The sequence below is a fragment of the Geodermatophilus sp. SYSU D01176 genome (assembly GCF_054050015.1).
Map to the genome: position 1 here is coordinate 16,927 of NZ_JBJGYN010000031.1, position 12,284 is coordinate 29,210.

Annotated in this window: 8 protein-coding genes and 1 other RNA gene; 5 read left to right on the top strand and 4 right to left on the bottom strand. The window is 71.7% G+C overall.

Features of this window, described 5'->3' with window-relative positions:
* Positions 1 to 394: 394 nt before the first annotated feature.
* On the top strand, positions 395 to 1,687 hold the full coding sequence (gene thrS, locus ACI78Z_RS16400) for a threonine--tRNA ligase (RefSeq protein WP_457037603.1): 1,293 nt from the start codon (positions 395 to 397) through the stop codon (positions 1,685 to 1,687).
* Between the two features lie 311 nt (positions 1,688 to 1,998).
* Here thrS and ACI78Z_RS16405 read toward each other — a convergent pair whose 3' ends face one another.
* On the bottom strand, positions 1,999 to 3,210 hold the full coding sequence (locus ACI78Z_RS16405) for an FAD-binding oxidoreductase (RefSeq protein ID WP_457037604.1): 1,212 nt from the start codon (positions 3,208 to 3,210) through the stop codon (positions 1,999 to 2,001).
* Between ACI78Z_RS16405 and ACI78Z_RS16410 the strand changes: the two genes are divergently transcribed.
* Both ACI78Z_RS16410 and ACI78Z_RS16415 read left to right on the top strand, forming a co-directional pair.
* The gene (locus ACI78Z_RS16410) at positions 3,148 to 4,998 is read left to right on the top strand and encodes an AfsR/SARP family transcriptional regulator (RefSeq protein ID WP_457037605.1); all 1,851 of its coding nucleotides are present in this window, start codon (positions 3,148 to 3,150) and stop codon (positions 4,996 to 4,998) included. The two genes, ACI78Z_RS16405 and ACI78Z_RS16410, sit on opposite strands and share 63 nt — an antisense overlap.
* Complete coding sequence (locus ACI78Z_RS16415) at positions 4,941 to 6,341, top strand: hypothetical protein (RefSeq protein WP_457037606.1); 1,401 nt, start codon at positions 4,941 to 4,943, stop codon at positions 6,339 to 6,341. Before ACI78Z_RS16410 ends, ACI78Z_RS16415 begins: the two co-directional genes overlap by 58 nt.
* A gap of 293 nt (positions 6,342 to 6,634) precedes the next feature.
* Here ACI78Z_RS16415 and ACI78Z_RS16420 read toward each other — a convergent pair whose 3' ends face one another.
* Positions 6,635 to 7,669 carry a LacI family DNA-binding transcriptional regulator gene (locus ACI78Z_RS16420; RefSeq protein ID WP_457037607.1) on the bottom strand — a complete coding sequence of 345 codons (1,035 nt, stop codon included), beginning with the start codon at positions 7,667 to 7,669 and terminating at the stop codon, positions 6,635 to 6,637.
* Positions 7,670 to 7,937: 268 nt separating this feature from the next.
* On the opposite strand from ACI78Z_RS16420, the gene ACI78Z_RS16425 reads away from it, so the two are divergent.
* Positions 7,938 to 8,858 (top strand): dihydrodipicolinate synthase family protein, encoded by a 921-nt coding sequence (locus ACI78Z_RS16425; protein ID WP_457037608.1) that lies wholly within the window; start codon positions 7,938 to 7,940, stop codon positions 8,856 to 8,858.
* Positions 8,859 to 9,055: 197 nt separating this feature from the next.
* Positions 9,056 to 10,405, top strand: coding sequence for an Nramp family divalent metal transporter (locus tag ACI78Z_RS16430; RefSeq protein WP_457037609.1), 1,350 nt, complete (start codon positions 9,056 to 9,058; stop codon positions 10,403 to 10,405).
* Between the two features lie 229 nt (positions 10,406 to 10,634).
* On the opposite strand, the gene ssrA is transcribed toward ACI78Z_RS16430, so the two are convergent.
* Positions 10,635 to 11,008: a transfer-messenger RNA gene (gene ssrA / locus ACI78Z_RS16435) on the bottom strand.
* Positions 11,009 to 11,086: 78 nt separating this feature from the next.
* Entirely contained in the window at positions 11,087 to 12,226 is a 1,140-nt protein-coding gene (locus tag ACI78Z_RS16440; protein ID WP_457037610.1) for a magnesium and cobalt transport protein CorA, read from the bottom strand.
* Positions 12,227 to 12,284 lie beyond the last annotated feature (58 nt).

Below are 12,284 nucleotides of genomic sequence, written 5' to 3' on the forward strand. Positions count from 1 at the left end.
ATGGCAGGGCGGGGGCGTCGCCCGCGGAGCGGGCACCTCACGGCCCGCCCGAACCGCGCGCCAGCACGCACGACGACGAATGCCCCGGACCATCCGGCCCCGGGAGCTCCGCGCGATCCGCGGACTTCTCGAGGTGGCGTCTCCCCCGAGATGGAGACCCCCGGGCCACGACGTCGTCGTGGATGTCTCGGACACCATCCACTCAACCGGATCTGTTCGGCTCGCCGGCTGTGCCCTATGGTTCCGCCATGTCCCGCCAGCAGCTCACCACGACGCCGGATCGTCTCCGGCGCTAGCTGCTGCATCGCAAGCAACCACTCAGCCCCGGAGCACCGCTCCGGGGCTGAGTCGTCCCGAGGCTGGGCTCCGGTGGCACGACCACGGAGGAGCCACCGTGACCAGTCATCCGGAGCTGGGAGGTCCGGCGCCGGACCACCGGGACCTGAACGCCGACATGTCCGTCTTCGCGACCGATCCGATGATCGGCGCCGGGTTGCCGCTGTGGCTGCCCGCGGGCGCCGTCATCCGGCAGGAACTGGAGCACCTCGCCCGGGAGATCGCCCAGCACGACGGCTGCCTACCGGTCTACTCCCCGGTGCTGGGCAAGCGTGCGCTCTACGAGCGGTCCGGGCACTGGGAGAAGTTCAGCGAGGACATGTTCCCTCCCATCCACCTCGGCGGGGACCAGCTGGTGCTGCGCCCGGCCAACTGCCCGCACCACGCGATGATCTACGCCGCGGAACCGCGCTCGTACCGGCAGCTGCCCATCCGGCTCAACGAGCTGGCGTCGATGTTCCGGGCCGAACGGTCCGGGGTCGTGAGCGGTCTGAGCCGGGTCCGGCAGATATCGCTGGACGACACCCACGTGTTCTGCCGTCCCGACCAGACCACCGCCGAGGTCGCCCGGGCGCTGCGCTCGGCGCTGCGGGCCCAGGGGCTACTGGGCCTGCCGGTCGCCCACGTCCGGCTGTCCCGCCGCGACACCAGCGACGGCTACCTGGGGTCGGCCGCGCAGTGGCAGGACGCGGAGGACGCCCTGCGCTCAGCGGCCGCGGAGGTGCTGGGCGCGGACGGGCCCCCACTGGTGGAAGCCGTCGGCGAGGCTGCCTTCTACGGTCCCAAGCTCGATCTGCAGATGCGGGACCGGCGCGGTCACGAGGAGACCATCGCCACCGTCCAGCTGGACTTCAACCAGCCCGAGCGGTTCGACCTGACCTACGACGCCGCGGACGGGACCCGCCAACGCGTCGTGATGATCCACCGAGGCACCGTCGGCGCGATGGAGCGCGTCGTCGCCGCGCTCCTCGAGCGCTACTCGGGTCGGCTGCCGCTGTGGCTGGCACCTGTCCAGGTCTGCGTCCTGCCGATCAGTGCTGCCCAGGACGACTACGCCGGCGCGCTGGTCCACGATCTGTGCGCCGCCGGGCTGCGCGCGCGACTGGACACCGACGGCTCCCTGGGGGCGCGCATCCGTGCCAGCCGCCGGCGCCGGGACAACGTCATCGCGGTCACCGGACCCGCCGAGGCCGGCGCCGATCTGGTCCACGTCACCGACCCGACCACCGAGTTCACCGGGCCGGTCGCGCGGGCCACCTTCGTGGCGACCGTCCGCGGCGCCCATGCCACTCGCGCTCGCCGCGTCGCCTGGCCCGCCCTCGACACGGACCACCCAGCGGGCCGACCGTGAGCACACCTCGAGACACACGCGGGGCCCGGTCGTCCTACCGGGCCCCACGTGGTCGAGCTGCAGGTTCCCCCAACCTGGGTCTCGGGGAGAGATCCCAGGCTTCCGGGGAAGACGTCGGGGTGGGGTGGGATCCCGGCGAGAAAGCGAACATGCAGTTCAACAGCTGGGTCTCACCAGGATGCTCACTCGGTTGCACACGCGCGGTTCGGGGTCTGCACACGTAGCCCCGCCTCCCCGAAGCCATGCACCCGGGTGATTGCGATCGATGGAGCGACACATTCCCGAGCCCTGCCGGTCACCTCGCCCCCAGCTCACGCCGGCCGGATGTTGTGGTTGAGGTGGAAGGCGTTGTCCGGGTCGTACTTCCCCTTGACCGCGGCCAGACGAACGTAGTTCTCCGCCCCCAGTCCGGCGACCACGCGATCGTGACCTTCATCGCCGATGAAGTTCAGGTACACCGCGCCGCTGGTCCAGGGCCGCAGCTCGGCCCGCAGGCCACGCGCCCAGCGCCTGCCGCGTTCGTCCTCGGCAGGGTCTGCCCACATGCCGAAGGGAAAGATGTGCCACCGCGCCCGGCGCCACGGGACGGGGTAGTCCGACGGCCCACGGGCGACCGCGCCACCGAGGGGAACCAGCACCTGCTCGGACGGCGACGGCACGATCATGTCCTCGGCGCTCTCGCAGAACCGCTCGATCACCGCATCCGGGAGCGCGTCGAGGTAGTCGGCTGACCAGTAGTTCCGGTAGCCGGGAGGGTCGTCCAGCATGTGTTGCAGCTCGACATAGGGCACCTCGACGACGTGCCGACCGCCGGGGCGGAGTTCGAGCATGGGGCCGATCAGCTGGCGGGTATCCGCTTCGGGGCCCACGTGGACGACCACGGCTGTGCACACCCGCTTGCCGACGAGCTGGGGAGGCGCGAAGGGCTTGTCCGGCGCGGTGTTGAACTTGATGACCCCGCTGACCTCGTCGGGCGCGGACTCGAGGAGATCGCGGTAGGCCGCGATCACCTCGGGGCCGGCGGCGGGGTCCCACAGCAGGAGGGCGGCGGTCATGGCACCCACCGTGTGCAGCCGATACGTGAGAGAGGTCGCAACGCCGAAGTTGCCACCTCCCCCGTGCAGCGCCCAGAACAGATCCGGGTCCTCGTCCGCCGCGGCCCGGACCACCGTGCCGTCCGCAGTCACCAGCTCGACGGCGATCAGGTTGTCGCAGGCGAGGCCGAAGCTGCGGTCCAGCCATCCGGTGCCACCCCCCAGGGTCAGGCCGCCGACGCCGGTCGTGGACACGCGGCCGCCGGTGGTCGCGAGGCCATGCGGAGCCGTGGCCGTGTCGAGGTCCCGCATGGTGGCCCCACCGCCGACCGTGGCGGTGCCCGCGTCGGCGTCGACATCGACCGTGCGCATACGCCGCAGGTCGATCACGAGGCCGCCGTCGGAGAGGGCGGTACCGGCCACGCCGTGCCCACCGCCGCGGACGGCGATCTCCAACCCGGTCTCGCGGCCGAACCTGACGGCGCGCACGACGTCGCCGATGGTCTGGCACTGGGCGATGACACGGGGGCGCCTGTCGATCGCGGTGTTGAACAGGACCCGGGCCTCGTCGTAGCCCGCGTCACCGGGTACGAGGATCCGTCCCGCGAAACGGGTGCGCAGTTCTCTCACTGCCAGCGCGTGCGACGTCATTGCTCCTCACCTCGACCGTGGATCACTGTCGCCTGCGGGTCAGGCTGTGCTCCGGTGCTGTCATCTCGCTGTCATCCGGCGGGCGATCGGCGGCATGCTGATCTCGTGCGGTACCGGGTGCTGGGGCCGCTCGAGGTGGCCGACTCCCGCGGAGGTTCGCTGTCCCTTTCCGGGTCGCGGCAGCGCGCGCTGGTCGCCGTTCTGCTGGCACACGACGGCCACGTGGTTCCGGCGGACCGGCTGGCCCACAGCATCTGGGGCGAGCAGCAGCCCGCGGATCCGGTCGCGGCGCTGCAGTCCCAGGTGTCCCGGCTGCGCACCCGGCTGGGCCACGGCGCGCTGCTGGAGACGGCCGGCCGGGGATACCGACTGCGCCATGCCCCGCACGACCTCGATGCGGCGATCTTCGAGCGCCGGCTCGCCGAGGCGCGGGGGGCGGTGGACCCCGGTCAGGCTCTGCGGCTGCTCGATTCCGCCCTGTCGCTGTGGCGTGGTCCCGCCTACCAGGACCACAGAGACGACCTCGACGTGCGCATCGCCGCCGACCGACTCGACGACCTGCGGGAGATTGCGCGCGAGGATCGGGCCGCTGCACTGCTCGCTCTCGGCCGCAGCGACGAGGCGGTAGCCCAGGCGTCGTCGCTTCTCACGGAGCACCCGCTGCGTGAACGAGCGGTCGCGACCCTGGTCGAGGCCTGCTGTGGGGCCGGGCGCTTGGCAGAGGCGCTCGCCGCCTACGAGTCGTATCGCGCCACGCTGGCCGAGGAACTCGGCCTGGATCCCGGTGAGGATCTACGCCGCCTGCACCTCCGCGTCCTGCGCGGCGAGCCGGACCCGACACGCCGACGAGCCACCGTGCCCCGACCCGTGACGTCGTACGTCGACCGGGACGACGAGGTGAACGCTGTCGCAAGGGCCGTCCGGGACATGCGCGAGGCCACCCTCACCGGGCCCGGCGGCGTCGGAAAGACCCGGCTGGCCATCGAGGTGGCGGCCCGGCTGGGTGAGTTCCCGGACGGCGCGTGGTTCTGCGATCTCGCGGCCGTCTCCGACGCGGCAGCAGTCCCCGCAGCGGTGGCCTCGATCCTCGCGATCCAGCGCCTGCACGGACGCTCGATCAGCGACCGCCTTGTCGAGGTGCTCGACGGACGGCGGGCGCTGCTGGTCCTGGACAACTGCGAACACGTCCGGGAGGCGGCTGCAGGACTCGTGCACAGGATCGTCGAGCACACGGCAGACGTCCACGTGCTCGCCACCAGCCGTGAGCCGCTGGGAGTGCCGGGCGAGCACAGGATCCTCGTCGAGCCGCTGCCCGACGACAGCGCGGCACGGCTGTTCCACGACCGGGCAACCGCCGTGCGACCGGGGCTGCACCTGACCGCGGAGGATGTGCAGGCCGTGCGCCGGATCTGCCGAGAGGTCGACGGCCTGCCCTTGGCCGTGGAGCTCGCCGCCGCCCGTGCCGCTGCCCGGACGCCGTCCGAGATCGCCGCCGATCTCGAAGGCCGGGTCGACCAGCTCTCCGCACCGAGGTCCGGGCCCGCCACCACCGCTCGGTCGCGGCCTTCGTGGACTGGTCGCTGGACCGCCTACCCGAGCCGGAGCGAGATCTGGCCGAGCACCTAGCCGTGTTCGCGGGCGGCTGCACCGAAGAAGCGGCTTCCGCGGTGATCGGCCGGGACGTCGCCGGAACCACCGACCTGCTGGTCGCACTGGTGGACCGCTCCATCGTCACTCCCCGACATGTCGCCGGACGTACGCGCTATGGCGTGCTCGAACCGATACGGGCCCGCGCCGAGCACCGTCTCCGTGAACGTGGCCTGCTCGGCGACGCGCGCCACCAGCACGCGGAGTACTTCGTCCATCTCGCGGCCCGAGCCGGCCGTGGCCTGCGCACGAGCGAAGCGGCGCACTGGATCGACACGGTCGACCAAGAACTCCCGAACCTCCGGTCGGCCTGCTCGTGGTCCCTGGACTCCGACGACGGGGACACCGCTCTCCGTCTGCTCGCGCCTCTGTACCTGTATGCCTGGTCCCAGCTGCAGTCGGAGTTGTCCGAGTGGGCAGAGGCGGCCTGCTCCCGGCCCGCTGCGGCGGGGCATCCGGCGCTGCCGGCCGTCCTCGCACTCGCGGCACTGGGAGCTTGGCGACGGGGCGATCTTCCGCGAGCAGAGCAGCTGGCTCAGCAAGCCACCGTCGCAGCCGGACCTCCGGAGATGAGGGCTCTGGCCTTGCAGGCCTTCGCCGACATCCCCCTCATCGGAGGGCGACCGGTGGAAGCGACGGCCCGGTACCGGATGGCCAACGCCGTGGCTGCGGAAGCCGGGGACCGCTTCCTCGAGCTGCTGTCAGCAGCGGATGTCGCGCTGGCGCGGGGATACGCCGGCGATGACGACGCCGGGGCTGCCGCCGATGAGGTGTGTGCCCGGGCCGAACGGCTCGGCGCCCCGTGGATCGTGGCGTACGCCTGCTACAACGCAGGGGAGGTACATCTCGAGCGTTCCCCGGACAGAGCTCACCCGTTGCTGCGGCGAGCGGAGCAGCTGGCCCGCACCGCCGGGGACCGGTTCACCGCTGCTGCCGCAGGACTGTCGGCGACCTCGATCGAGGTGCGCACCAGGAACCCGGACACAGCATTGACCGACCTCGCAAGGCTCCTCGACGAGTGGCACCGCGCCGGCTCGTGGAACTCGACCTGGCTCACGATGCGGCTCTGCATCGATGTCCTCGTCAGGGTCGGAGAGCACGAGGTGGCGGCCCAACTCGTGGGTGCGCTTCGCGCATCCGCGACGGCCGGTCCGGTGTACGGCGCCGACGTCGAACGCCTCGCGCACGCCCAGACGACCATGCGCGAGGAACTGGGAGATACGACCTATGAGGCGTTGGTCCGCAGCGGCGCGACTCTGGGGGACGACGGCGCCGTGGCCCTCGCCCGACGCGAGCTCCGCGACCGGATGAGGTCCGCCTGATGGCCTCTTGGCCTCACCACGCGAAGAGGCCGGGGCCCGCCGCTGTGCGCGGCGGCCCCGGGCCTCATCTCGCCGTCTGAGGTCCCGGCATCTCGCCAGGACCCCGCGGTGAGATCCTGGCGAGATGAGAACTCGCAGGTAGCAGGGCCCGAATGCGGCACGTGCCATCTGTCCTGCACACGGAGCATCGCGAGTTCTCACACGGATCCGCGCAGATGGTGGTGTGCACGGCCCCGGGCCCGGTCTGGCCGGCACGACACCTCGGGGCCGCCCATGCACGAACGGCTCCTGCGTCAGACGGCGGGCGCGGAGGCGGTCGATCGGCGTGGGATCAGAGTCGGTGGCGCCACCCTGACCCGGTCGTGATCTCCCTGCGCCCCGGAGATGAGCAACTGGAGGGCTGCGCCGGCGATCTGGTCGAACGGCACTCGCACCGACGTGAGCGGAATGGGCAGGCGACTGACGATCGGGATGTCGTTGTAGCCGACGAGCGAGACGTCCTTGGGCACGGACAGTCCGAGGTTCTCGAACGCCGACAGAGCCCCGATCGCGGTGTTGTCGTTGACCGCGAAGACGGCGGTCGGCCGCGGATCCAGGCTCATCAAGGCACGGGCGGCGTCCGCGCCGGAGTCGATGCCGAAGGTCGACTCGACGACCCAGGACGACGCCACGTCCACGCCGGCCTCTGCCATGGCCTGCCGGTAGCCCTCCACCCGGCCGCGGGCGCTGGAGGCATAGCCGGGGCCGGCGATCAGGCCGATGCGCCGGTGCCCGAGGTCGAGCAGGTGCCGGGTGGCCAGGTAACCGCCGAGCCGGTCGTCGCCGACCGAGGCCAGGCTGTGCCCGTCGGTGCGCAGGGCCAGCACGTAGGGCACCCCGCGGGCGGCCAGTTGGCTGGGGAAGTCGTCGCCGAGGCGGGCGGTGGACAGGATCACCCCGTCGACGCGGCGCTGCAGCAGCGCCTCGACCGCGGTCCGCTCGGCATCGGGCTCGTCGCCGGTGGTGGCCACGATGGTGAAGTGGCCGGACCGCTGGCCGGCGTGGGCCAGCGCCTCGTACAGCATCGCCATGACGGTGTCGGTCAGCCGCGGCACCACCACCCCGATCGTCATCGTCTTGCCCCGCCGCAGGCTGGCCGCCGACGGGTCGCGGACGTAGCCGAGCTCGGCGGCCACCTGCCGCACGCGCTCGGCGGTGGCGCTCTCCGAGCGCGGCAGCCGTTCGTCGAGGATCCGGGAGACCGTGGACTTGGACACCCCGGCAGCGGCCGCCACGTCGAGCAGCGTCACCGGCGCGGAACGGGGACGAGTCTGGTGATCCTGAGCCACGAGTCCTCCTGTCACCTCAGCCTATGCCGGACGCTCCGTCTCGTCGGCCCGGGCGGCGCAGACCCGACGCGCGGGTCCGGCAGCGCCGCGGCCGGCCGCGGGCGACGCCGGCGAGTCCCCATCGTCGGTGACGAAGGGTCACCGTGACCCGCGATTTGTGTGCACCCAACCCGCAGGGGTTGACGGGCGTCACACCCGATGGTGCGATGGGAACGTTCCCGAGAACGATCCGGGAAACGAACCTACTCCATCCCCCAAGGAGCACCCCATGTCGGTCATGGACCTTCGCGGCCTCACCCCCGCCCCCGTCACCGCCTTCACCCGGGACGGCGACGTCGACCACGCCGCCAACGCCAAGCTGGCCCAGTGGCTCGTCTCCGTCGACGGCGTCAAGGGCCTCGTCCTGCTCGGGCACGCCGGTGAAGGCACCTACCTGACCCCCGACGAGCAGGTGGCGCTGATCCGCACGGTGGTCGAGGCCGTCGACGGCAAGGTGCCGGTCATCGCCGGCATCACCACCGAGGGCGACAAGACCGCCGCCGAGGAGGCCAAGCGGGCCGCCGACGCCGGCGCCACCGGCGCGCTGGTCTACCCGTCGCACGGCTGGCTGCGGTTCGGCTTCCAGCCCGGCGCCCCGCAGGGCCGGTACAAGGCCGTCCACGAGGCCTCGGGCCTGCAGTGCATCCTCTTCCAGTACCCGGACGTCACCAAGGCGTCCTACGACCTGGAGACCCAGCTGGAGATCGCCGGCCAGCCCGGCGTCGTCGCCACCAAGAACGGCGTGCGCAACATGCGCCGCTGGTACACCGAGATCCCGGTCCTGCGCCAGGAGTTCCCGGACCTGCAGATCCTCTCCTGCCACGACGAGTACCTGCTGCCGACGATGTTCGACGTCGACGGCCTGCTCGTCGGCTACGGCAACATGGCCCCCGAGCTGCTGGTCGAGCTGATCGCCGCGGGCAAGGCCCGGGACTACCCCAAGGCCCACGAGCTGCACGAGAAGCTGCTGCCGCTGACCAAGGCCGTCTACCACCGCGGCTCGCACATGGAGGGCACCGTCGCCCTCAAGCACGCGCTCGTCGCGCGAGGCGTGCTCGACCACGCCACCGTCCGCCCGCCGCTGCTGCCGCTCGCGCCCACGGCCGCCGACGAGATCCACCTGGCCCTCAAGCACGCCGGGCTGGTCTGAGCCACCCGGCACGCTCTGGCACGACGGGCTCTGGCCGGGGGACCCCCGGCTAGAGCCGGGCCGGATCGGTACACGCAGCCCATCCGGCCCCTCCCGCCCACCGGCGCGCTGGTAGCTGCCGCCGCAGTCCGGTGACACTGCAGTCCCCCGACGAACTCCGCGGCCGCGCCGCGGAGGGCGAGGAACGTGAAGCGACCATGTCCCAGTCGTCCGCCCCCGACCGCTCGACCGCGATCCCCACGCCCCCGGCCCCCCGACCGCGGCCCCCGGAGGCCGTCTCCCCCACCACGAGTCCCACGGCCGACGCGGTAGCTCCCGCCGTTGCCCCGACCGGCCGCCGGCGCAACAAGGTCCTGCACACCCTCGGCCTCATGGGGCCGGCGTTCATCGTCGGCGCCTGGCAGTTCGGGCCCGGCAACCTGGTGTCGGCCGTACAGGCCGGCAGCCGCTTCTACTACTCCCTGATCTGGGTCATCGCCCTGTCCACCGTGCTGATGCTGGCGTTCGCCGACATGAGCATCCGCGTCGGGATCAGTTCCCGCGGCTCGGTCGTGGAGACCATCAAGGAGACCCTCGGCCGCGCCACCGGCGTCGCCGCCGGGCTCGGCGTCTTCACCATCACCCTGATGTTCTCCGTCGGCAACGCCGTCGGCACCGGCCTGGGCCTCTCCCTCGTGCTCGGCGGCAACCCGGTGTGGTGGACCCTCGCCTGCACCGCGCTGGTGGCGGCGATCCTGTTCGCCCGCCAGGCCTACAAGGTCATCGAGAAGATCGTGCTGGCCATCGTCGCGACCATGGCCGCCTCCTTCATCGTCACCGCGATCATCACCCGACCCGACTGGGGCGATGCCGCGGCCGGGCTGCTGCCCACCGTCCCGGCCGGCGTCGGGCTGCTGCTGGTCGCCCTGGTGGGCACCAACTTCTCCCTCAACGCCGCCTTCTACGCCGGCTACGCCTCCCGCGAACGCGGCCTGCGCCGCGAGCAGTACCGCGAGACCACGCTGGCCGACACCATCCCCGGAATCGTGGCCCCGGGTGTCATGACCGCCCTGGTCATCGCCGCCGCCGCGGCCGTGCTCGGCGGCACCGGCGGCGAGGAGGGGGCGACCATCGCCCAGTTCTCCGGCGTCCTCGAGCCGCTCGCCGGCGAGGTCGGCCGCACCATCTTCGCCCTCGGCTTCACCGGCGCCGCGCTCTCGGCCATGATCGCCAACGCCACCGCCGGTGGAACGCTGCTCTCCGACGGGCTCGGCTGGGGCAACCGGGTCTCCTCCGGGCGGGTGCGGCTGGGCATCCTGGGCGTGCTCGCCTTCGGTGCCACGGTCACCGTCCTGGCCCAGGGCACATCGCCGGTCCAGCTGATCATCGTGGCGCAGGCGCTCACCGTGATCGTCGCCCCGATGCTCGGCGTGCTGCTGGTCATACTGGCCAACAACCGCCGGCTCATGGGCGACCTGCGCAACCGCTGGTGGCAGAACGTCGTCGCCGGTGTCGGGCTCGTGGCCATCCTCGCCACCTGCTACCAGCTGGTGGTCACCACCTTCTGAACCCCTCAACGGGGTCGGGAGAACTCCGGTCGCATCGCAGCTCCATCCGTCACACGAGCACGAGCGGGTCCACCCCTGTCCGGTGGGCCCGCTCGTGCTCGTGTGGTGCAACTGGTCGCCCAGTCGCGCGCCCCGCGGAGGGGCGCCGGAACGAGGCTGGGGCCGCCGCTGTCCGCGGCGGCCCCAGCCTTTTCGCCAACTAGGGTGCCGGCATTTCACCGGCACCCAGGGGTGGAGGTGGCGGGAATCGAACCCGCGTCCTACGACGCATCACCAGGGCTTCTCCGAGCGCAGTCCGCTCTGTCTCTGCTCGACCCCATCGATCTCACGGACAAGTCGATGTGACGGGCCCAGTCGCTGTTGGGTGTCCCGCGCGCGCCCGCGACCGGCACGCACGGTGAGTCATCTAGCTGATGCCAGGATCCGGGCCGATGACGAACCCGGGCTGACAGAGTCGCTCCGCTGCTTAGGCAGCGAGGGCGAACTCGCGCTGACTGGAGTCGGCGCTTGTGTTGTTTCCGACGCGTGGTTAACGAGCTCATCGTCGGCTTCCTCGGCTCGCTTCCCCTGGTCATCCGACCGCAGTCGAGACCATTCACCCCCTGTGTAGTTGTGCACCCATCGTAACCGGGGTGGCCAGCGGGTTGTTCCCGCGTCGCCGCGGCCGCGCCCCGGTCCCGCTCAGATCCAGTCGCGGCGCTTGAAGACGGCGTAGAGCACGAGGCTGACCCCCAGCATGAGGACCAGCGCCATCGGGTAGCCGTACGTCCAGCCCAGCTCGGGCATGACCTCGAAGTTCATCCCGTACACCGTCCCCACCAGGGTGGGTGCGAACAGGATGGCCGCCCACGCGGAGATCTTCTTGACCTCCTCACCCTGGGCGATCGAGGCCTCGGTCAGCTCGCGGATCTCCTCGTTCTGCCGCTGCGCCACGAGCGTCGCGTTCACGGTGAGGATGTCGCGCAGCTGCAGCCGGAAGGCCTCCACCCGCTCGTTGACCTGCACGACGTGGTCCTCGACGTCCCGCAGGTAGCTGCGCAGGTCCTCGTCAACGCCGTACTTGTCGAAGCCGGCGGCGATGGCGGCGAGGATGCCGGTCAGCGGCTGCGCCGCGCGCTGGAACTCCACGACCTCCTGCGACAGCTCGTAGATCCGCCGGGAGACGCCGGGGTCGCCGCGGAAGACCTCGGTCTCGATCTCGTCGATGTCGGTCGCCAGGCCCTCGACCACCGGCGCGTACCCGTCGACGACGGCATCGAGGATGGCGTACAGCACCGCCTCGCTGCCCTTCTCCAGCAGGTCCGGCTCGCTCTCCAGCCGCCGGCGCACCCGCGAGAGGTCCGGGGACTCGCTGTGCCGCACGGTGATGGCGAAGTTCGGGCCGAGGAACAGGTGCAGCTCGCCGAACTCCACCTCCTCGGCCGCGTCGAGGTACCGGGCGGCCTTGAGGACGACGAACAGCGTGCTGCCGTAGCGCTCGAACTTCGGCCGCTGGTGGGCCTTGATCGCGTCCTCGACCGCGAGCTCGGGGAGGTCGTACTGCTCGGCCAGCTCACCGAGCTCGGCGGGCTCGGGCCGGTAGAGGCCCAGCCACACCAGGCGGTCGGGGTCCTCGACCAGCCACTCGTGGCTCTCGGCGACGCTGTCCGGCGTCGCCACCCGCCGTCCCGACGAGTAGACGGCGTTGTCGACGATCAGCGACTGCCGCTGCCGCGCCGCCGGGGTCGGCGGCTGCGGCGCCGGCGCGAGGGTCAGCTCGGGCCGCGGCCGGCGGGTCAGGGTGGACAGGGCGGTGAGGGACGCGCGACGGCGGTCGACCACGACGGACTCCCGGGGAGACGCTGGAGCGGGGGGACTGCTCGGGAGTCCGCACCTGGTG